Raw genomic sequence first — 20,830 nt, 5'->3', positions numbered from 1 at the left:
CATATGCAAGGATAACGACTCTAATATGTGCTAATGACAATGAATGGACACGAATCCGGATTTTTAACAATTTAATCCGATTAATAACACTCTTAACTTAATCGGACACACAAACACTCATTTTTTACTCCGCAAAGATATAACCTTTTATCTGCTTCAAGAAAATTTTTAAGATTTTATTGTTCTTTTTTCTTTCGGAATTCAGCCAGACAAGGAGGATATCGCAAAATATCTAACTTGTAACATTAGAACATAAGAGTATTTTTATTATTTTTGCAGATATTTATTTTACGTTTTATTTTTCTGAAAAAAACTAATTATGAATAATATAAAAATTGCTGTTATTGGATTAGGATATGTTGGATTGCCCCTGGCTATTGAGTTTGGGAAAAAGTACAGTGTTTTAGGATACGACATTAACCAAAAGAGGGTATCTGAATTGCAGAGTGGGCACGATCATACTTTGGAGGCTGACTTGGATAGTATGAATATGGCGATGACGCTAAAAAAGACTGACGGAAATACCGGACTTTCATTTTCGGCAGAAGAGAATGACTTAAAAGACTATAACGTATATATAGTAACCGTACCAACTCCCATTGATAATTTTAACACTCCCGACTTAAAACCTCTTCTAAGTGCGTCTGCTATGATTGGCAGGGTTATTAAAAAAGGAGATATTGTAATTTACGAATCAACAACATATCCGGGTTGTACCGAGGAAGATTGTATCCCGGTAATAGAAAAGATATCAGGTCTTAAATTCAATGTCGAGTTTTTTGCCGGTTACAGTCCGGAGCGAATCAATCCCGGTGATAAAGAAAATACTTTAACAAAAATAAAGAAAGTTACATCAGGCTCTACCCCCGAAATAGCCGATAAAGTGGATGCGCTATATTCCTCAATCATTACCGCCGGCACGCATAAAGCACCAAACATTAAAGTTGCCGAAGCATCCAAGATAATTGAAAATGCGCAAAGAGATGTAAATATATCGTTTGTGAACGAATTAGCTCTTATTTTCGAAAGAATAGGTATTGATACTACAGATGTTCTAGAGGCTGCCGGAACAAAATGGAACTTCCTGAAATACAGACCGGGATTGGTTGGAGGTCACTGTATTAGTGTCGACCCTTATTACTTGGCAAGCAAAGCCGAAACATTGGGCTATGTACCTCAGGTTATTTTATCCGGAAGAAGGGTGAACAATAGTATTGGGCCTTTCATTGCCAATAAAGTTCTGAAGTTGATGATTCAGAAAGAGCACAAAATAAAAGGTGCGAATGCTCTGATTTTAGGAATTACCTTTAAAGAAAATTGTCCTGACATACGCAACACCAAAGTAGTGGATATATATAAGGAGTTATGCGAATTTGGGGTAAATGTGGATATATATGACCCATGGGCATGTACCGAAGAAATAAAGGAAGAATATGGCATTGAAATAATCAAGAAAATTGATGAACAAAAAGAGTACAGTGCTATTATACTAACCGTTGCTCATGAAGAATTTAAGGCTTTTAATTTTGAAAAATACCATAATAAAGGAACCGTCATTTATGATGCAAAAGCATTCATAGACAGAAGATGGGTTAATGGCAGGTTGTAAAAGTTTTTTAAGAAAAAGTAAGCCCACTTTCTTTTATTATAAAAACTGTATGGCACCAAACGAGGAGCTAATTGATAGTTTATTATTGTTTTCCGGCTTAAATTCATTAAGCTAGAAACATAAAGAAGGAACTTGCAATGAAGAAGTTGAAAAATTTCAAAAATAACTTTACATTAGCTTAAAGCATCGTTTTAAATGTCTGAAAATAGCAATAAAAAGATTGCAAAAAACACAGTAATACTATACCTGAGACTATTTGTTACAATGTTAGTCTCTTTATATACATCTCGTATTGTATTACAAGTTTTAGGTGTCCAAGATTATGGAACTTACACTATTGTTGGAGGGATAGTTGCGTTATTTTCTTTCTTAAATAACGCAATGACAACGGCAACCCAACGTTTTCTTAATTTTGAATTAGGGAAAAAAAATTTATCTGGTGCTACCCGTATATTCAGTATGAGTTTGACCACTCATGTAAGCATTGGGATTATGTTAATAATCTTGGGTGAAACACTCGGCTTATGGTTTCTTAATACTCAAATAAATATTCCCGCAGAAAGAATGCTTGCCGCAAACTGGGTATATCAGTTTTCCCTGCTTTCATTTTTTGTAAAAATCATACGGACACCATATCAGGCAAGTATTGTTGCCTTTGAAAAATTTTCTTTTTACGCATTTGCAGGGATTATTGAAGTTGCATTAACCCTATTTGTAGCATTTGTTTTGAAGTTTACTCAATACGATAAATTAATTATTTATGGTGGATTGCTATTTGTTGTAACAGTTATAATTAATTTGACATATTGGATTTATTGTCGATTGAAACTTGAAATTTGCCATTATAAATTCTTTTGGAACAAAAGTTTATATTTCGAGTTAATAAGTTTTTCGGGCTGGAGTTTATTTGGAAGTGTTGCCAATATCGGAGCACAACAAGGATTAAACATTTTAGTAAATATTTTTTATGGGGTAGTTGTAAATGCGGCAATGGGAATTGCAAACCAGGTAACAACAGCAATAAATTCATTTGTTTCAAATTTTCAATTAGCATTTAACCCTCAGATAGTAAAATCATATGCTGCTAATGACAAAGAGCAATTCATGAGTTTAGTATTCCGTACTTCAAAATACTCTTACTTCTTATTATTCCTAATATCATTACCCATCCTGCTTTCAATGGATTATTTATTGAATATCTGGCTTGACAACGTGCCTGAATATGCAGCTATTTTTTGCCAATTAATGTTGATATTCTGTTTAACCGATGCTATAGCGGCTCCATTATGGATGTCGGTTCAAGCCATAGGACAAATAAGAAACTATCAATTAATTATCAGCACCATCATTTTTCTTAATTTACCACTATCCTATATTGTGTTAAAATTAGGTTATCCTGTCGAAAGTGTTTTATATATCCGTATATTTGTTAACATAGTGGCTTTTTTGTTCAGGATAATCTATTTGCAGAAAAAAATCCAATTAAATGCAAGCCAATATATTAAAGATGTTGTTTTAAGGACAATAGTTGTTAGCCTTTTATCGGTTATTATTCCCTTAGTTTTGAAAAATTATATTGACAACAATAGCATTATCGGATTTATTTTAATGACAGTATCTTCAATTTTATGCACAGGATTGGCAATATATTTATTAGGACTAAATAAACATGAAAAAATGTTTATAAAACATACTCTTTTAAACAAGCTCCGGAGATGAATAATGTTTCTAAAATGAAGGGATGTTATGGTTGTGGAGTTTGTAACATGGCCTGTCCTAAAAATATCATTTCAATCAAGCTCAATGCTGATGGCTTTTATGAGCCCGAAGTTGATAATTCACTATGCATAGAATGTGGGCTATGCTTGTCTGTATGTGCCTACAACGATGATAATATTTCTTTGCCGGAAAAAAGAGTAGAAATAAAATCTTATGCATCCTGGAGCAAAAATGATAAAGTACGATACGATTGTTCCTCCGGAGGTATTGGATTCGAAATAGGAAAATATTTACTTGAAAATGGATACAAAGCTTGTGGGGTACGCTACAATGCTCATTCGAAAAGAGCAGAGCATTTTATCGCATACGAGCCTAAAGAGTATTTAGCAAGTATCGGGTCTAAATATATTCAGAGTTATACTGTCGATGCATTTTCTCAGGTCAATAAAAAAGAAAAGTATTTAATCACCGGTACTCCTTGCCAGATAGATTCGTTCCGTCGATACATAAAAAAGTTTAAGGTTGAGGATAATTTTGTTTTGATGGACTTTTTTTGCCATGGAGTGCCTTCTATGCTGATGTGGGAAAAATACTTAAAGTCTATTGAAAATCAAACAGGCAATATACATTCAGTATCATGGAGAGATAAGCAGTTTGGATGGCATGATTCATGGGCTATGAATATTAGTGGCGAAAAGAGTAATCATTTTTCATTATTTACTAAAGGAAATTTATTTTATAAATTTTTCTTAAGCGATACTTGTTTAGGAAAAGCATGTTATGATAAATGCAAATACAAATTGGCCAAATCTTCTGCTGACATACGCATTGGTGATTTATGGGGCAACACCTATCGGCACAATGAAGAAGGAGTCAGCGGGCTTATTGTGTTTTCTGAAAGAGGAAAAGAGATTATTGAAAACATGCAGATTTGTAAATTACAAGAAATCACAACTGAAATTGTGACCGAAGGACAAATGAAACATTCGCCAAGTAAGATGTTCAGTCCATATATTATAAAAAAACTGAAAAGTAAAAAAACAATAGAAAGCATCTCAAAACACCTAATGTTAGTAACTTTACTACGACGTATCAACCGGAAAATAAAAACAATTATAACGAGATGAAAAAAGTTGGAATACTTTCGATGCAAAGAGTAGTTAATTACGGTTCTTTTTTACAGGCTTATGCGCTGAAAGAAATAATTAAATCATTAGATATTGTTGATATATGTTTCATTGATATAAAAAATGGAGTTCAGTTAAATGAGTATAATGTAAATACAATAACAGGAAAAAATAGGATAAAAAGAATCTTATCCGAATTCTTCTCACGGAATTTTTTCCAGAACATTCGTAAATGGTTTTTCTTTTTCATTTTAAAAAGACAATTTAAGAATAAGTTTTACACAATGTTGGAACTTGACAAGCCCAATCCCGGACATTTTGATTTAGTTGTAATAGGTAGTGATGAAGTGTTTAATTTTTCACAAAAAACACCTTGGGGATTTACCACTCAATTATATGGAGAAATTAAAAATACAGATAAAATTATTAGTTATGCAGGCTCTTTTGGCAATACAACGTTAAAAACAATAAAGCAACATAATCTTTCTGAAAAAATAGTCTCAGGGCTTAAAAAGATGTCTTCAATATCAGTCAGAGACAAAAACTCTGCAGATATTGTCTCTGAATTAATAAATGAAACCCCCTTAATTCATCTCGACCCAGTTTTGGCTTATGATTTCTCAAAAGAGATTGAAAATGCAAAACAGCCGGACTTGAAAAATTACATAATTATATATTCTTATCAGGGACGTATACATGAAAAAGATGAGATAGAAGCAATTTGCAAATTCGCAAAAGAAAATCACAAAAAATTAATTTCTATTTTTTGTATTTACGATTGGTGTGATAAAGCTATTATTCCCTCTACACCTTTTGATGTTTTAGCATGGTTCAAATATGCCGATTATGTTATAACAGATACTTTTCATGGAACTATTTTCTCTATAATAAATCAAGTTAATTTTTGTTCGTTAATAAGAGAATCCAACAAAGAAAAATTAGGTTATCTTCTTGAGGGATTGCAATTAAGTAATCGTGCTGTATATTCTGCACAGCAAATAAGTATTACCCTAAATGAAAACATCGAATATAAGACAACTAATAAGGTAATAAATGAAGAAAGAATGTGTACAAGAAACTATCTGACTGCGTATTTATCCTAAATCTTATTTGATAATTGAAATAATTATTGTTTGTAATATTTTATTGACACATACATTCATGCTGTTATTATTCAATATAATTTTTTGTTTATCCGCTGTTTTATTTACTATAATGGCTCCGGATAAATACTCTTATAACTTCTGTCTGTTTGTTGTAATAATATTTTTATTTCAGAATTTAATTTATTTTTTACTGAAAAAAGAAAAAGGAATCATCTCTTTTGAATTCTTTTTCTTTATTTCTTTTGCAGCTACAAATTTCATTTATCCTATTGTTTATTATCCTACAAATCCAAATTATTCTTTTTTCGGATATTACCCGATTAATGATGATGTTATATCAAAGTCAACAGCGCTAGCATATCTTGCATATTCCTTCTATATGCTAGGGATAACAACAATAAAAAAGCGAAACGAATCTCTTATAAGCGCTAATAATTTTATTTTCACAGAAAAATCACAAAAAAGACTATTTTTATTATTCCTTTTATTTTTCGTATCATACGCAGCCACCGGAGGAATTGCTGCCCTGAGAGACGTCTATTCCGGAGACGGGAACATAAAAGAGATAGAGTTATACTCCTACTTTAAGATACTGTTCATTGCATGTGCTTACCTGTCGGCAATGTTTGTTTTAAGGCATAAGAATCAACTGAGACTAAGTGTTCCTCTGATTTTTTTGGGATTAGTGTGTTTAATTCTTCTTTCTACCGGCACAAGAGGGTCTGTTATCTCAATCATCTTGATATTAATTGTAGCGTACAATCAGTACATTAAAAAGATATCACTCATAAAAGCTTCTGTTTTAGTTTTCTTCGGAGCTTTTATTTTAACGATGATAACCTTTTTAAGAACTCAAAACATATTTGAACAAAGTTGGGTTAACAATACTGACAACGTAGAAATAGAAAGTGTTTTTGATTTATTTTTCGATTTGGTTATTAACAATAGAAACTTATATGCTTTAGTTGATTTTTCAGATACGTTTTCTCATACATATTTTGTGAGTATGCTTTCTGATTTTCTCTCCATAATACCTGGACTATTTGGATATGTAGCAAATAATATTAATGTACCGATAGAGCTAATTACAAGTGGCGAATTACCAACTTATTTAGAATTGGGAACAGGCTCTACTTTTGGATTAGGAACAAATTTGGTGGGAGAAGCTTATCTCACATTTAGTTATCCGGGGGTTATTGTGTTCTTTTTTTTAATTGGTTTCATAATAAAATATACCCGAACAAAAGCCGATTCTAATATTTATGCTTACGTCATATATTATTTATTCGTAGGATATTCCGTTTCTTACCCCCGGCTTCCGATCATTTTTAATTCGAGATTTATCGTTTGGAGTTTGTTTATAGTATGGGGATTATATAAGTTTCAGCAGATAGAAATGAATAAAAAAACAAAATATGACTTGAATGTGAGTAAAGATAGTGAACAATGAAATTACTCTATTTTATACCAGCATTATACAATTCGGGAGGCATGGAACGGGTTCTTTCCGAGAAGATGAATTATTTGGTTCGTGAGTATAACAATTACGAAATTATTGTTGTGACTACAGAGCAATTAGGACGGCCTGTTTTTTTTCCTTTAGATGAACAGATAAAACAGATACACCTTGACATTGACTTTAACAACCATTATCAAGAGCCTCTATTGAAAAAATTTATACACCATAAACAAAAACTTAAGTCATACAAAAAAAATATAATACAAATATTATCCGAACATAAGCCCGACATTTGCATCTCCTTGTGTGGAAAGGAGATAGAGTTTTTATATAAAATAAAAGACTCAACTATAAAAATAGCTGAAATTCATTTTTCCATGAATGTAAGAGAACAATTTATATCTCGAAAAGGGAATTATTTGTGGAAGATGCTTGGAAAAATACGAACACTACAACTAAAAAAACAGACCAAAAGTCTGGATAAATTAGTAGTATTAACCCAAAATGATAAAAAACAGTGGGAAAAAACCCATAAAAACATAATTGTAATATCCAATCCAAACCCACTTAAACCAAAAGAGTATTTGTATAACAATGAAAGTAGAACGGTCATCTCTGTCGGACGGTTAGATTACCAAAAAGGATATGACCGATTGATTGACACATGGAAAATTGTAGCTGAAAAGTATCCCGATTGGCAGCTAAACATATTTGGGAGCGGAGAAGATAAAAATGCACTTACTAAACAAATAAAGCAGAATCACTTAGAAAAGGACATCCATCTCAAAGGAATATCAAATAAAATAGAAGAAGAATATTATAAAAGCTCTTTCTATGTGATGAGTTCGCGTTACGAAGGGCTACCAATGGTACTAATTGAAGCTATGGCATGCGGTTTGCCGGCTATATCTTTTGATTGTGAACATGGTCCGCGGGAGATTATCGTAAATGATATGAACGGATTTCTCGTCCCTGCCTTTGATATAAACGGATTAGCTGAAAAAATTATACTTTTAATTGAAAACGAAGAAAAAAGGATAGAGATGTCTTTTAATGCATACGAAACTGTAAAAACATATAATATTTCAGCTATAATGAAGCAATGGGACACTTTGTTTCACTCTTTAATATCTTAGGAGCAGCGACCCACAAAGAACAAAATGAATAATAAAAAACATATCATAGTAAATGCAACTGCCTCCCGCACAAGTGGGGCACTTACTATATTAAATCAGTTTGTCGAAAACACCCCAAACAACAATCTTAATTTTATTATATTTGTAGACGAATCCTATAAGCCCGTTATTACAAAGCCAAATTTAGAATTTGTATTCTTAAACAAACGTTCTTTTATCAAACGCTTTATATGGGATGCCTGGGGATTAAAAAAATGGTTAAAACAGCGTAACATCATCCCTGATAGCACAATATCCTTGCAAAATACTAATTTTCGTACTAAAAAAGATATTCCAAACTATATATATTATCATCAACCCATGCCACTATACTCCTATAAATGGAGGTTTTTCAAATCAACAGAAAGAGTATTTTGGTTTTACAAGAATATCTATCCTTTCTTCGTAAATTTGTTTATCAATAAACAAACAGAAGTATTTGTTCAGCTTGATTGGATAAAAAAAGAATTTGTACGGAAATACAATTTTAATGAAAAGAAAGTTCACGTTGTTTTTCCGGATATAAATACTCCTGAACCTGAAAAAATAAAGTCAATCGATATAGATAAAGATAAAATAAACCTTTTTTATGTGGCAACACCATTAAAATATAAAAACCATCAACTATTGTTCGATTCTTTATCCGAGTTGGACAATATATCATCACAAAAAACAGTTTTATATTTAACTTGCAATCGGAATGATTTTGCTCATGTACCCAATTATAAAAATGCTGAAATTATATTCTTAGGTACAATTAGCCATGCAAATGTAGTTTGGCTTTTAAAAAACACTCATGCTTTGGTATTTCCGAGTTATATTGAGACTCTGGGATTGCCTCTCATTGAAGCCGCAGGATTAGGACTACCGATTTATGCTGCAGACATAGCATATGCCAGAGAAGTACTGAAAGGCTATCAAGGAGTACATTTCATCGACTTTCAAAAGCCTGAGTTATGGGCTGATGAATTAAACAAATTATCCGGCGAATTTCAACCTCGATTTGAAAGATTTGAACTGAAAAATAAAAAATCGTGGGTCGATTTTTTCAAAATAATAACACAAAAACTATGAGTTTCAAAGATAAAACACTACTGATAACAGGCGGAACAGGTTCTTTTGGAAATGCGGTTCTAAAGCGTTTCTTAAACACAGATATTAAAGAAATACGCATTTTCAGCCGCGATGAGAAGAAACAGGATGATATGCGTCACGCTTTGCAAAATCCGAAAGTAAAATTTTATATTGGCAATGTGCGCGACAAACGGAGTGTGGATAACGCCATGCGCGGGGTAGATTATATATTTCATGCAGCAGCGTTGAAACAAGTACCTTCTTGTGAATTTTTCCCGGTTGAAGCTGTAAATACTAATGTATTGGGTACGCAAAACGTATTGGATTCGGCCGTTGAATTTGGTGTCAAAAACGTAGTTGTATTATCCACCGATAAAGCCGCATATCCCATCAATGCAATGGGAATAAGCAAGGCCATGATGGAAAAAGTAGCCATAGCCAAAGCGCGTTCGTTAGGAGACAATCCTGAAACAATCATCAGTTGTACCCGCTATGGCAACGTGATGGCAAGCCGCGGTTCAGTCATTCCACTTTTTATCGACCAAATGAAGGCAGGTAAAGACTTGACCATTACCGACTCCAATATGACCCGCTTTATGATGACTCTAGATGATGCTGTCGATTTGGTACTTTATGCTTTCCAACATGGTAAAAGCGGCGATTTATTTGTACAAAAAGCACCTGCTGCTACCATTGAGGTATTAGCGCAATCGCTCATTGAGTTATACAACTCCGGTTCAAAAATCCGCATAATAGGAACACGCCATGGCGAAAAACTGTACGAAACACTGGTAACGCGTGAAGAGATGGCAAAAGCCGAAGACATGGGAAACTACTACCGGATTCCATGTGATACAAGAGACTTGAATTACGATAAGTATTTTGTAGAGGGACAGGAAGAAATAGCAGAAACAGAAGATTACCATTCGCATAACACCGTAAGACTGGATATTGAAGGAATGAAGAATTTACTATTCAAACTGGATATTGTAAGAGAAACATTGCCAAAATGAAGATATTAGTAACAGGAGCAAACGGCTTTGTCGGAAAAAACTTAATCGCTGAGTTACGGAATCAAGGTTTCAAGGATTTATTGGAATACGATATTGATTCTGACCCTACCTTATTAAGCAAATATGCGGAAGAGTGTAATTTTGTATTCCACCTTGCCGGAGTGAACCGCCCCGAAAACGAAGAAGATTTCATGAACGGCAACTTCGGATTTACATCCGTATTGCTCAACGAGTTAAAGAAGAATAACAATAAATCGCCTATTTTAATAACTTCATCTACTCAAGCGGCTCTTGACAATCCTTATGGGAAAAGCAAAAAAGCAGGCGAAGATTTAATTTTCGCGTATGGCAAAGAAAACGGAATAGCTGTTTACATATATCGGCTACCCAATGTATTCGGCAAATGGTGCCGTCCGAATTACAATAGTGCTGTTGCCACTTTTTGCAATAACATTGCTAACGATCTACCCATTCGGATAAACGACCCAAATGTACAAATGAATTTGGTTTATATCGACGATGTGGTGACTTCGTTTATTGACAAGTTGAAAAACGAAGATTATAGTTTTCACAATGAATATCAGGAAGTACAGCCTGTTCATGCTATTAAGTTGGGAAAGATTGTTTCTCTCATTTATTCTTTTAAAGAAAGCCGGGAAAATCTTTTAGTCCCTGATATGAGCGATGCCTTTACTAAAAAACTATATTCTACCTATCTGAGCTATCTGCCTGAAGATAAATTCAGTTACTCTCTAAAAATGAATATAGATGAACGAGGTTCGTTCACGGAGTTTCTGAAATCGGCAGACAGGGGACAGGTTTCAGTAAATATTTCAAAACCTCATATCACAAAAGGCAACCATTGGCATCATACTAAAAACGAGAAATTTCTGGTTGTTAGCGGGAGAGGTGTCATTCGTTTTCGAAAAATTGGTTCCGAAGAAATCTTAGAATACCATGTTTCCGGCGAAAAGCTCGAAGTAGTTGATATACCCGTAGGCTATACTCATAATATAGAAAACTTAGGAGATACCGATATGGTCACTATCATGTGGGTGAATGAGATATTTGATAAAGAAAATCCTGATACATTTTTTTTGGAGGTATAACCATAGAAATACTCAAAAAATGAAAAAACTAAAAGTAATGACAGTTGTGGGCACACGTCCCGAAATTATACGATTAGCCTGTGTGCTGAAAAAATTAGATGCTTCCGAGGCTATTAACCACATCTTGGTTCATACAGGGCAAAACTATGATTACGAACTAAATGAGGTTTTTTTCGAAGACCTGGAATTGAGAAAACCTGATTATTTTCTGAATGCTGCCGGAAAAAATGCAACAGACACCGCAGGGCAGATATTAATCAATATCGATTCAGTCCTTGAGGAAGTTAAACCCGACGCATTTTTGGTATTAGGCGATACTAATTCCTGCCTCTGTGCCATAGCTGCTAAAAAACGCCATATACCAATTTTCCACATGGAAGCCGGAAACCGCTGTTTCGACCAACGAGTACCTGAAGAGAGTAATCGTAAAATAGTAGACCATACCGCTGATATAAACCTGACATACAGCGATATTGCCCGCGAATACCTTTTAGCTGAAGGTTTACGCCCTGACCAGATTGTTAAGACAGGTAGTCCAATGTTTGAGGTATTAAATACCTATCTGCCGAAAGTAAAAAAATCAACAATATTGGAAAATTTAAAGCTGAAAGTGAATGAATATTTCGTTGTCTCTGCTCACCGTGAAGAAAATATTGCTTCGGAAAAAAACTTTTTCAATCTGATAGAAATACTAAACACTATCGCATCAAAATACAATCTTCCTGTAATCGTTTCCACTCACCCGCGTACCCGCAAAATGATTGAAAAACACGATATACAATTTCATGAAAACGTAAAGTTAATGAAACCCGTGGGATTAAGTGATTATATCGCTTTGCAGATGAATTCCAAAGCGGTACTTTCTGATAGTGGAACCATCAGTGAAGAATCTTCTATATTGAATTTCAGGGCATTGAATCTCCGCGAAGCACACGAGCGTCCCGAAGCAATGGAAGAAGCATCAGTAATGATGGTTGGATTAAACCCGGAGCGGGTAATGCAAGGCTTAGTACAATTACAATATCAGGAGACAGGAGATAAGAGAAACTTTCGTCCCGTGGCAGACTACAGTATGCCTAATGTAAGCGATAAGGTTGTACGTATTATCATTTCATATACCGATTATGTAAAAAGAGTAGTATGGGGAGAAATATAGCTGAAGACAAGAAACAAAAACTATGGATGGTATCCGAACTGTTTTACCCTGATGAAACCTCCACGGCATACATTTTATCAAAAATTGCGAATAAATTAACCAATAAGTTTGATGTCAACGTAATTTGCGGTCCTACGATTTATGACAAGGATAAGAAAAACATTAATACATTCATAGAGCTATCAAAAGATATAAAAATAATACGGAAAGAAAGCATAACAAACAAAAATAATCTGCTGTTACGCCTAATTACCACTTTTTTTCTGAGTTTTAGATTATTCAAATCTGTATATAAAAAAGTAAAAAGCGACGATACTATTTTCATCGTAACCAACCCTCCATTATTGATGTTGCTTGTATCGAGACTAAAAAAGAAACGAAAATTTCGTTTAGTAATACTTGTGCATGATGTGTTTCCGGAAAATACGATTCCAGCAAAAATATTTTCTTCAACTCAAAATATATTTTATAGAAAATTTAAAAATATATTCGACAGAGCTTATGCACAAGCTGATACCCTAATCGTATTAGGCGAAGATATGAAGGAAATTATTTCCCAAAAAATAAAGAAATATTCCTCAGAGACCGAAGTTGTAATCATACAAAACTGGGCAGAAACCGACTTGATTTATCCCATTGAGAAGAATGTGACAAGTGAAATAGAAATACTTTTCGCAGGTAACTTAGGAAGAGTTCAGGGATTAAAAGAATTTTTAGAACTGATAACACCTATAAAAAATTCAGCCATAAAATATACATTTGCAGGAAGCGGCTCCATAAAGTCGGAACTCATAGAATATGTAAAAAAGAAAAATATAACAAACATTTACTTTCAACCTCCCTTCCCACGCGAAGAACAGATAAACATATTAAACAACTGCGATATATGCCTGATTACACTTCTTGATGAAATGTATGGATTGGGAGTTCCGTCAAAAACATATAACATTCTTGCTGCCGGAAAGCCAATTTTGTTCATTGGAAACAAAAAAAGTGAAATAGCCCAAATGATACAAGAGAACCATGTCGGATTTGTTTTTTCATTTGAAGAAACCGACTTATTAACCAATTTTCTTACACAGCTATCTGCTACAAACCTACCTCAAATAAGGGAAATGGGGAAGCAAGCCCGAAAATTAGCTGAAAATTATTTTTCAGAAGAATTTATTTTAAACAAATTTTTAGCTGTTATATGAAAACACTTCTTCTTACAGGTTCTAATGGTTTCTTAGGAAGAAACATCCTTCCATTGTTGAAAAAAGATTATAACGTATTGACAGTTGATATCAATAATGCCGATATCAACTCCGATTTGTCCGTAGAAATACCTGATATAAAAACTCCTGCCAATATTGTACTTCACACAGCAGGAAAAGCCCACTCTATCCCCAAGACAGAGAAAGAAAAACAGGTTTTTTTTGACATAAACTATCAAGGAACCATAAATCTATGTAAGGCATTAGAAAATAATGGATTACCTAAATCATTTATCTTTATTAGTACTGTAGCTGTTTATGGACTCGATTTTGGAAAAAATATAACAGAAGAATATCCTCTTCTCGGAAACACACCTTATGCATTAAGTAAGATTCAAGCAGAAAAGCACCTTACTGATTGGTGTAAAAAACACAATGTTGAGCTGTCCATCCTCCGCCCATCATTAATTGCCGGACCAAATCCCCCCGGCAACTTGGGCGATATGATAAAAGGAATAAAATCAGGGCGATATTTAAGCATTGCCGGAGGAAAAGCACAAAAAAGTATCCTGATGATTCAAGATATAGCCAATTTAATTCCTTTGCTGGAAGGAAAAAATGGAATATACAACATTTGTGACAACGAACAGCCATCATTCAGACAACTGGAAAAATCAATAGCTAAACAACTAGACAAAAAGGCTCTTTGCAACATTCCATATTGGCTAGCCAAACCGATAGCTTGCATAGGCGATTTATTCGGGAAAAAAGCTCCTATTAATTCTTTGAAATTGAAAAAGATAACTGAATCATTGACTTTTTCAAATGAAAAAGCAAAGAAAGAACTGGGATGGAAACCGCTAAGTGTTTTGGATAACTTCAAAATAAATTGACTTCTTCATGAAATACATTTTATCATTGATAATTTTATTTGTAACACAACTACTTTATTTCAAAATAGCCGATAAATTCAATATTATCGACAAGCCTAACCAGCGCAGTTCACATACTAAAATAACACTACGTGGCGGAGGTATTATCTTCTATTTAGGTATCCTGCTCTATTTTATAATCGATGGATTTCAATATCCATACTTCTTTGCCGGATTAACCTTAATATCGCTTATCAGCTTTGCCGACGACATCAAACCCCGTTCAGCAAAGCTCCGTCTTGCCATACATTTCATATCCATGCTTCTGATGTTTTATCAGTGGGATTTATTCAGTTGGTCGTGGTATTTCATAATAATAGCATTAATTCTGTGTACAGGCATAATCAATGCTTTTAATTTTATGGATGGTATTAACGGAATCACCGGAGGATATAGTTTAGTGGTGATTGCAGCCCTTTGGTTTATCAACAGCTATCAGGTTCACTTTATCGACAATGACCTGATTTATTTTATAGCTCTGGCTTTATTAGTATTCAATTTTTTCAATTTCAGAAAAAAAGCCAAATGCTTTGCAGGCGATGTGGGAGCCGTTTCTGTCGCTTTTATTATACTGTTTCTTTTAGGATTGCTGATTATCAGTACAAACGATTTCAGCTACATTGTTTTACTTGCCGTGTATGGTGTGGATTCTATCCTTACCATTATTCACCGCCTGATATTGAAAGAAAATATATTCGATGCGCACCGTAAGCATGCTTATCAGATAATGGCTAACGAGCTTAAAATACCCCATATTATCGTTTCTGCAATTTATATGCTGTTGCAAGCATTGGTTATTATAGGTTTTTTTGTTTTCAACGAATATAAATGGATTTATATAATTATAGTAATTTCCGTTTTGAGTATGGCATATATATTGTTTATGAAGAAAAAATTCCATTTACACAAAGAATCTTTACAAAAATAACAACTCATGCAATTAATCGACAAGGAACTACTTGACACTATAAGCCGGCAAGCCAAAGAGAACGAACGGTTACGGATGAATTATAATCTTCATGATTCTTTGGATGCTCCTGCCCAACGTTTGTTGAATGCTCTTGAAGTAGGAACGAACCTGCCTGTTCACCGACATGAAAAAACAGCAGAAACATACGTACTGCTACAAGGCGAAATTAAAGTTATCTTCTACAATGATGAAAAAGAAATTGTAAAAACAACTATTCTAAATCCTCTGGAAGGTAAATTCGGAGTAAACATTCTCGCAGGGCAATGGCACACTATTGAAGTACTGCAACCTAATAGCGTAATCTTTGAAGTTAAAGATGGACCTTATTCTCCTATAAGCAAAGAAGATATATTAGAAATAGAATGATAATCAGTTTTTCTTCGACAGGTATTCTTTTCTTTTTCCATCAAAAATATCGTATCTGCAATACAGGCATTCCAACGAACCGTTCAAAAGTTTCACCTTTTGGGACGGCTTCAATCCTATTTTGTAAAGGCACTCTTCGTCCGAACTGATAACCCAAGCCGTATTTCCGGTAAACTTATGTTTCAGCAGGCTTCCCAAATCCTCATACAGTTTATAAATATCGCCGGAAGTGATACGCTCCCCATAAGGAGGATTTGTAACCAGTAAACAATTCTCGGCAGGCCTTTCTAATTTCTGCAAAGGGAGCGCCTTCAAGTCGATATATTTCGACAGTCCGGCAGCTTTCACATTCTCCTCAGCTATACGTATGGCACGCGGGGATATATCCGAACCGTAAATCCTATAATCGAAATCGCGCTCATACGAATCGTCGTTGTACAGGCTGTCGAAAAGCTCCTCGTCGAAATCTGCCCATTTCTCAAAAGCAAATTCTTTCCTATAAATTCCCGGAGGGATATTAAGTGCTATCAGGGCTGCTTCAATCAGCAGCGTACCCGAACCACACATAGGATCTACAAAATTCATTTTACCATCCCAGTCTGCCATCAGCAACATACCGGCTGCAAGAGCCTCATTAATAGGCGCTTCCGTTTGTTCTACCCTGTAACCCCGCTTATGCAACGATTCGCCCGAGCTATCCAGCGAAATTGTACAACGGCGTTGCGCTATATGTATATTAATCATTAGTTTAGGATTGGCAACACTCACCGTAGGACGGCGGTCGTATTTTTCCGAAAACCAATCGACAATGGCATCTTTCACCCTGTAAGTCACAAACTTGGAATGGCGAAACTGGTCGGAATATACAGTAGAATCAATAGCGAAGGTACTATCTACGCTCAGGTATTGACTCCAGTTGATGCTCTTGACCTGTTCATAAACCTCATCGGCATTGGCAGCATTAAAAGAAAATACAGGCTTCAGTATGCGCGAAGCCGTCCGGCAATGCAAGTTAGCTTTGTAGAGTAACGACTGGTCACCCGTAAAGCTCACCGCCCTGCGCTGTATCTGCACATCATTTGCTCCAAGTGCAATCAGTTCTTTTGCCAGTACCTCCTCAAGCCCTAAAAAGGTCTTGGCTATCATTTCAAATTCCATACTTATTCGCTTTTCTTCTCTTGCTGTACCAATTTCGCTCCGGCAGGCACGTCTTTATCCACCCAAATGTTTCCACCTATTATCGTACCATCTCCTACAGTAATGTTTCCTAAAATAGTAGAATTGGCATATATAATAACATTGTTGCCTATTTTCGGATGACGGTCTATTCCTTTTATCGGGTTGCCCTCGTCATCCAGCGGGAAGCTCCGTGCACCTAAAGTTACGCCCTGATATAGTTTTACATTACTGCCGATAACGGCGGTTTCCCCTATCACCACACCAGTGCCATGGTCGATAGTAAAATAATCGCCTATGGTAGCCCCGGGATGAATATCAATTCCTGTTTCCGAATGTGCCATTTCCGTAATGATGCGTGGAATAACGGGCACGTCCAATTTAAGCAATGCGTGAGCAATACGATAGTTACTTATAGCACGGATGCTTGGATAGCAAAAGATAATTTCGCCATAGCTTTTTGCCGCAGGGTCGCCGTTATAAGCTGCTACCACATCGGTATATAGTTTTTCTCTTATTTCGGGCAATTGAGCTATAAATTGTGTAGTTTTCTCCTTAGCTATTTGTGCCATCTCTTGCGAGTTTTCAAACTCCTCCACACACCCAAAACACAGCCCTGCCTTAATCTGACGGTTGAGTAGCAACATCAGGTTATCTACATTTACACCAATATAGTACATCATAGTTTGCCCGGTAACGGCTGCATCACCAAAATAGCCGGGAAACAGGATAGAACGCGCCAGTTGCACTACCTTTTGCAACACATCGATGGAGGGCATGGGGTTATTTCCCTGCTCATGGCATACGTTTTTGAAGCAATCGGAACCCGACAGTTTTTTTATAGTTTCCAGAATAATTTTATCATTCATAGCAATATCATTTATTAATAAAAGCATTTAATGCGTTCAGCGCATTTTGAAACCGACATTCTCCCTCTCCTTTGACGATAGCATAAGGTTTACCCAGTTTTTCTATTTCGCGCTTGTACCAATCGAAGAAAAAATCACGGTCGTCGCCATGCTCCCTCACAGGGTCGGCTTCCCAAGGCAAATCGGGATAACACAGTAAGTAAAAATCGAAAAAACCTTTTTGTATTCTTTCTTCTACAAAATCAGGGGTAGTATGATAACAGTATTCAAACCACACCTTGGTTATTATCAGTTCGGTATCGAAAAAAACATATTCACTCGTTCCCGTATACTCCTTTTCGTAAAACAATTCTTGTTCAACTTGTTTTTGGGCTATGGCAAGAACATCTGAAAAATCGTATGGTTTATCCAACTGTTGAATATATTCACGCGCATATTCCTCCACCCAAGGCGCACCATAGTGCCCAGCCATTTTTTTTGTCAATTCCGATTTACCTGTTGATTCAGGCCCTATGATAGCTATTCGATTCATTGACTTAAACACAATTTACATAATTGGCACATGAACACTTAAAAAATATTACCTTTGCCGAAAAAATATGCGCAAATTTACGATAATTCTTTTGCTTTTAGGCACTTTTTCGATATTATGTGAGCCTGCCTGTTCACAAAACACCGATATCAACCTACTGAAAAACCTCAACAATTCGTCGCCTTTCATGAGGGGGTATTCTATCGGTTTCTCGCAAACAGCATACGCTACCGTAGTAGCTGTGCCTGTGGTGATGGGTACAGTAGGTTTAATAAAGAAAGACGAGGAATTACTGCGAAACACTATTTATATAGGGGCAAGCCTCGCAGTAAATACGGCACTGACGTACGGGCTTAAATACACCATAAAACGGGAACGCCCTTACGACAAATATCCCGGCATGCTGGATGTACCCTATCCTGAATCATCCTACTCATTACCATCAGGGCATAGTTCCATCGCTTTTGCTACTGCCACTGCATTAAGCCTGAAATATCCGAAATGGTACGTTATCGCACCTACTTATTTTTGGGCATGCTCCGTAGCATATTCGCGAATGAATTTAGGTGTTCACTACCCTACTGACGTGTTGGCAGGCGCATTACTCGGAGCAGGAAGCGCATATGTTACTTACCTCGTGAATGAATGGTTTTGGAAAAAAAAGCCCGATTTACACATAATATGGTGATTATAGAGGAAAGATAGAATATAAAGTTAAATAAATAATAATTATCCAAAGTTATTTGGATTTCAAATGGAAAGACACAATATGAGCCTAAATTTCTCTTCTAAAATCTTGGCGCGAAAAAAGTACTTATTAGTCATTGTTTCTGAATTAGTTAAGTAAAGATATGGATTACTTAACTAATCTTGAACCAAAAAAAGATACATCATTATAATAGCTATTGGGATTTTTGAGGCATTTGCCCTATATTTTTATTGAAATACTTTGAATATCGAAAAGTCTTTTCTATATTTGCACTCGCAAAAGCGAAAAGCATAGGAAGTGTGGGTGAGTGGCTGAAACCACCAGTTTGCTAAACTGACGTACAGGTAACTGTACCGGGGGTTCGAATCCCCCCGCTTCCGCTGAAAGAACCGCCCAGAAGGCGGTTTTCTCTGTTTTAGAGAGTCTTAGCTTACACATATTGACACCAACTTACGGCTCACCGAAAAAATCTGAGGGTTATAAATTTCTAATTTTTTATCTTTCCTCTATAATCACCATCTTCTCTAAGCTACTTGTTGCTTAGCAACTGTTAGGAAATTATATTTATATTCTTTTAATGAAAATTCTGATCATCGCTAATTGCGTCATAGTTTGACTCGTTTCGGTTAATTTTTCGTAATCCCTTGACATTCTTCTTGAATATGAAATCCATGCTAAAGTTCGTTCGACAATCCATCTTTTTGGTAAAACTTTGAATTTGGATTCTTCGGTTCTTTTTATTATCATTAAACTCCACGATAACTGCTGTTTAACCCAATCAATAATAGGTTGTCCACTATAGCCATTATCTGCAATAATTGCTTTTATACTGCTCCTGAATTTGTATTTTAACACAGGTAAAACCTGCTTGATTCCATTGCGGTCCTGAACCCCAGCCCCATGTACAAGCACCAACAGAAGACAACCCAAAGTATCTGTAACAATATGACGTTTTCGACCTTTTATCTTCTTACCTGCATCATAACCTATATCCTGAGCACATGTATGGGCTGTCTTTACTGATTGACTGTCAATGATACCAACACTGGGTAACTCTTTCTTATGATGGGATTTTCTTTCTTTTTCATTCAAATGATCCAGAATTTCTTCGAAAACACCATTGTTTTTCCATTTCTTAAAATAGTAATAAACCGCTGACCAATGGGGAAAATCCTGAGGAAGCATACGCCATTGACAACCACTTTTTACTAAGTAAAGTAAAGCATTCCAGATATCATGCAAACTATGTTCTCGTTTCCTTTTGTCATTCAGTATTTTTTCGATATATTGCCATTGACTTTCTGTCAAGTTAGTAGGATAATTACTCATCTTATTTAGTCTTTGTGGTTATTGACTAAATATAGAGATTTTTATCCTACTTTTTTATTCACATAAAATTTATTTTTTATAATGTCCTAACAGTTACTAAGAGAAGGTTTCGGTTTTGGCGCAGCACATGACTCCCTCTCCTCATTTTTCTTTAAATGAAGTTCTCTTAGTTAAATACTGACTTTCCTCTGCAAGTTTTAAACT

The 20,830-nt window shown here is 35.3% G+C and carries 18 protein-coding genes, 1 tRNA gene and 1 pseudogene; 16 read left to right on the top strand and 4 right to left on the bottom strand.

Annotated features, from left to right (window positions below; genetic code table 11):
* Positions 1 to 319 precede the first annotated feature (319 nt).
* The 14 genes from D0T49_RS09330 (at position 320) to D0T49_RS09265 (ending at position 16,011) form a co-directional block, all read left to right on the top strand.
* Complete coding sequence (locus D0T49_RS09330; RefSeq protein WP_163630696.1) at positions 320 to 1,609, top strand: nucleotide sugar dehydrogenase; 1,290 nt, start codon at positions 320 to 322, stop codon at positions 1,607 to 1,609.
* A 195-nt stretch (positions 1,610 to 1,804) separates the two neighbouring features.
* Positions 1,805 to 3,328 carry a lipopolysaccharide biosynthesis protein gene (locus D0T49_RS09325; protein WP_163630694.1) on the top strand — a complete coding sequence of 508 codons (1,524 nt, stop codon included), beginning with the start codon at positions 1,805 to 1,807 and terminating at the stop codon, positions 3,326 to 3,328.
* Positions 3,325 to 4,455, top strand: a complete 1,131-nt coding sequence (locus D0T49_RS09320) for a Coenzyme F420 hydrogenase/dehydrogenase, beta subunit C-terminal domain (protein ID WP_163630692.1) — start codon at positions 3,325 to 3,327, stop codon at positions 4,453 to 4,455. The genes D0T49_RS09325 and D0T49_RS09320 overlap by 4 nt, the downstream gene beginning before the upstream one ends.
* Positions 4,452 to 5,558, top strand: a complete 1,107-nt coding sequence (locus tag D0T49_RS09315; RefSeq protein ID WP_163630690.1) for a polysaccharide pyruvyl transferase family protein — start codon at positions 4,452 to 4,454, stop codon at positions 5,556 to 5,558. Before D0T49_RS09320 ends, D0T49_RS09315 begins: the two co-directional genes overlap by 4 nt.
* A gap of 58 nt (positions 5,559 to 5,616) precedes the next feature.
* Positions 5,617 to 7,011 (top strand): O-antigen polymerase, encoded by a 1,395-nt coding sequence (locus D0T49_RS09310; RefSeq protein WP_163630688.1) that lies wholly within the window; start codon positions 5,617 to 5,619, stop codon positions 7,009 to 7,011.
* Positions 7,008 to 8,156, top strand: coding sequence for a glycosyltransferase family 4 protein (locus tag D0T49_RS09305; protein WP_163630686.1), 1,149 nt, complete (start codon positions 7,008 to 7,010; stop codon positions 8,154 to 8,156). The genes D0T49_RS09310 and D0T49_RS09305 overlap by 4 nt, the downstream gene beginning before the upstream one ends.
* A gap of 24 nt (positions 8,157 to 8,180) precedes the next feature.
* On the top strand, positions 8,181 to 9,269 hold the full coding sequence (locus D0T49_RS09300; protein WP_163630684.1) for a glycosyltransferase: 1,089 nt from the start codon (positions 8,181 to 8,183) through the stop codon (positions 9,267 to 9,269).
* Positions 9,266 to 10,282 carry a polysaccharide biosynthesis protein gene (locus tag D0T49_RS09295; protein ID WP_163630681.1) on the top strand — a complete coding sequence of 339 codons (1,017 nt, stop codon included), beginning with the start codon at positions 9,266 to 9,268 and terminating at the stop codon, positions 10,280 to 10,282. Before D0T49_RS09300 ends, D0T49_RS09295 begins: the two co-directional genes overlap by 4 nt.
* A complete protein-coding gene (locus D0T49_RS09290; protein ID WP_163630680.1) occupies positions 10,279 to 11,391 on the top strand; it encodes a capsular polysaccharide biosynthesis protein CapF in 1,113 nt (370 codons plus the stop codon). The genes D0T49_RS09295 and D0T49_RS09290 overlap by 4 nt, the downstream gene beginning before the upstream one ends.
* 19 nt (positions 11,392 to 11,410) lie before the next feature.
* Complete coding sequence (gene wecB / locus D0T49_RS09285; RefSeq protein WP_163630678.1) at positions 11,411 to 12,547, top strand: non-hydrolyzing UDP-N-acetylglucosamine 2-epimerase; 1,137 nt, start codon at positions 11,411 to 11,413, stop codon at positions 12,545 to 12,547.
* The gene (locus tag D0T49_RS09280; protein WP_163630676.1) at positions 12,532 to 13,743 is read left to right on the top strand and encodes a glycosyltransferase family 4 protein; all 1,212 of its coding nucleotides are present in this window, start codon (positions 12,532 to 12,534) and stop codon (positions 13,741 to 13,743) included. The genes wecB and D0T49_RS09280 overlap by 16 nt, the downstream gene beginning before the upstream one ends.
* Positions 13,740 to 14,636, top strand: a complete 897-nt coding sequence (locus tag D0T49_RS09275; RefSeq protein ID WP_163630674.1) for an NAD(P)-dependent oxidoreductase — start codon at positions 13,740 to 13,742, stop codon at positions 14,634 to 14,636. Before D0T49_RS09280 ends, D0T49_RS09275 begins: the two co-directional genes overlap by 4 nt.
* Before the next feature lie 7 nt (positions 14,637 to 14,643).
* Complete coding sequence (locus D0T49_RS09270) at positions 14,644 to 15,603, top strand: glycosyltransferase family 4 protein (protein WP_163630673.1); 960 nt, start codon at positions 14,644 to 14,646, stop codon at positions 15,601 to 15,603.
* A gap of 6 nt (positions 15,604 to 15,609) precedes the next feature.
* Positions 15,610 to 16,011, top strand: a complete 402-nt coding sequence (locus tag D0T49_RS09265) for a WbuC family cupin fold metalloprotein (protein ID WP_163630671.1) — start codon at positions 15,610 to 15,612, stop codon at positions 16,009 to 16,011.
* Between the two features lie 6 nt (positions 16,012 to 16,017).
* On the opposite strand, the pseudogene D0T49_RS09260 reads toward D0T49_RS09265, so the two are convergent.
* The 3 genes and pseudogenes from D0T49_RS09260 to D0T49_RS09250 form a co-directional block, all read right to left on the bottom strand.
* A pseudogene (locus D0T49_RS09260) lies at positions 16,018 to 17,175 on the bottom strand (class I SAM-dependent RNA methyltransferase); the annotation flags it as partial.
* Complete coding sequence (gene epsC / locus D0T49_RS09255; RefSeq protein ID WP_163630669.1) at positions 17,172 to 18,056, bottom strand: serine O-acetyltransferase EpsC; 885 nt, start codon at positions 18,054 to 18,056, stop codon at positions 17,172 to 17,174. The gene epsC and the pseudogene D0T49_RS09260, both read right to left, overlap by 4 nt.
* A 7-nt stretch (positions 18,057 to 18,063) precedes the next feature.
* Positions 18,064 to 18,588: an AAA family ATPase gene (locus D0T49_RS09250; RefSeq protein WP_163630667.1), complete on the bottom strand. Its 525-nt coding sequence runs from the start codon at positions 18,586 to 18,588 to the stop codon at positions 18,064 to 18,066.
* Between the two features lie 67 nt (positions 18,589 to 18,655).
* Here D0T49_RS09250 and D0T49_RS09245 point away from each other — a divergent pair, with 67 nt between their 5' ends.
* Together D0T49_RS09245 and D0T49_RS09240 are read left to right on the top strand one after the other, a co-directional pair.
* Positions 18,656 to 19,276: a phosphatase PAP2 family protein gene (locus D0T49_RS09245; protein WP_163630665.1), complete on the top strand. Its 621-nt coding sequence runs from the start codon at positions 18,656 to 18,658 to the stop codon at positions 19,274 to 19,276.
* A 314-nt stretch (positions 19,277 to 19,590) separates the two neighbouring features.
* A tRNA-Ser gene (locus D0T49_RS09240) sits at positions 19,591 to 19,677 on the top strand.
* A gap of 184 nt (positions 19,678 to 19,861) precedes the next feature.
* On the opposite strand, the gene D0T49_RS09235 is transcribed toward D0T49_RS09240, so the two are convergent.
* Complete coding sequence (locus D0T49_RS09235; RefSeq protein ID WP_163630663.1) at positions 19,862 to 20,626, bottom strand: IS5 family transposase; 765 nt, start codon at positions 20,624 to 20,626, stop codon at positions 19,862 to 19,864.
* Positions 20,627 to 20,830 lie beyond the last annotated feature (204 nt).

The sequence above is a fragment of the Paludibacter sp. 221 genome (genome assembly GCF_010501035.1).
Taxonomy (GTDB): Bacteria; Bacteroidota; Bacteroidia; order Bacteroidales; family Paludibacteraceae; genus QVMH01.
This window is presented reverse-complemented; position numbering and strand designations above follow the sequence as displayed.

Coding starts and splice junctions, on each gene's coding strand:
- D0T49_RS09330 (WP_163630696.1), top strand. CDS start 320: ATGAATAATATAAAAATTGCTGTTATTGGATTAGGATATGTTGGATTG.
- D0T49_RS09325 (WP_163630694.1), top strand. CDS start 1,805: ATGTCTGAAAATAGCAATAAAAAGATTGCAAAAAACACAGTAATACTA.
- D0T49_RS09320 (WP_163630692.1), top strand. CDS start 3,325: ATGAATAATGTTTCTAAAATGAAGGGATGTTATGGTTGTGGAGTTTGT.
- D0T49_RS09315 (WP_163630690.1), top strand. CDS start 4,452: ATGAAAAAAGTTGGAATACTTTCGATGCAAAGAGTAGTTAATTACGGT.
- D0T49_RS09310 (WP_163630688.1), top strand. CDS start 5,617: ATGCTGTTATTATTCAATATAATTTTTTGTTTATCCGCTGTTTTATTT.
- D0T49_RS09305 (WP_163630686.1), top strand. CDS start 7,008: ATGAAATTACTCTATTTTATACCAGCATTATACAATTCGGGAGGCATG.
- D0T49_RS09300 (WP_163630684.1), top strand. CDS start 8,181: ATGAATAATAAAAAACATATCATAGTAAATGCAACTGCCTCCCGCACA.
- D0T49_RS09295 (WP_163630681.1), top strand. CDS start 9,266: ATGAGTTTCAAAGATAAAACACTACTGATAACAGGCGGAACAGGTTCT.
- D0T49_RS09290 (WP_163630680.1), top strand. CDS start 10,279: ATGAAGATATTAGTAACAGGAGCAAACGGCTTTGTCGGAAAAAACTTA.
- wecB (WP_163630678.1), top strand. CDS start 11,411: ATGAAAAAACTAAAAGTAATGACAGTTGTGGGCACACGTCCCGAAATT.
- D0T49_RS09280 (WP_163630676.1), top strand. CDS start 12,532: ATGGGGAGAAATATAGCTGAAGACAAGAAACAAAAACTATGGATGGTA.
- D0T49_RS09275 (WP_163630674.1), top strand. CDS start 13,740: ATGAAAACACTTCTTCTTACAGGTTCTAATGGTTTCTTAGGAAGAAAC.
- D0T49_RS09270 (WP_163630673.1), top strand. CDS start 14,644: ATGAAATACATTTTATCATTGATAATTTTATTTGTAACACAACTACTT.
- D0T49_RS09265 (WP_163630671.1), top strand. CDS start 15,610: ATGCAATTAATCGACAAGGAACTACTTGACACTATAAGCCGGCAAGCC.
- epsC (WP_163630669.1), bottom strand. CDS start 18,056: ATGAATGATAAAATTATTCTGGAAACTATAAAAAAACTGTCGGGTTCC.
- D0T49_RS09250 (WP_163630667.1), bottom strand. CDS start 18,588: ATGAATCGAATAGCTATCATAGGGCCTGAATCAACAGGTAAATCGGAA.
- D0T49_RS09245 (WP_163630665.1), top strand. CDS start 18,656: ATGCGCAAATTTACGATAATTCTTTTGCTTTTAGGCACTTTTTCGATA.
- D0T49_RS09235 (WP_163630663.1), bottom strand. CDS start 20,626: ATGAGTAATTATCCTACTAACTTGACAGAAAGTCAATGGCAATATATC.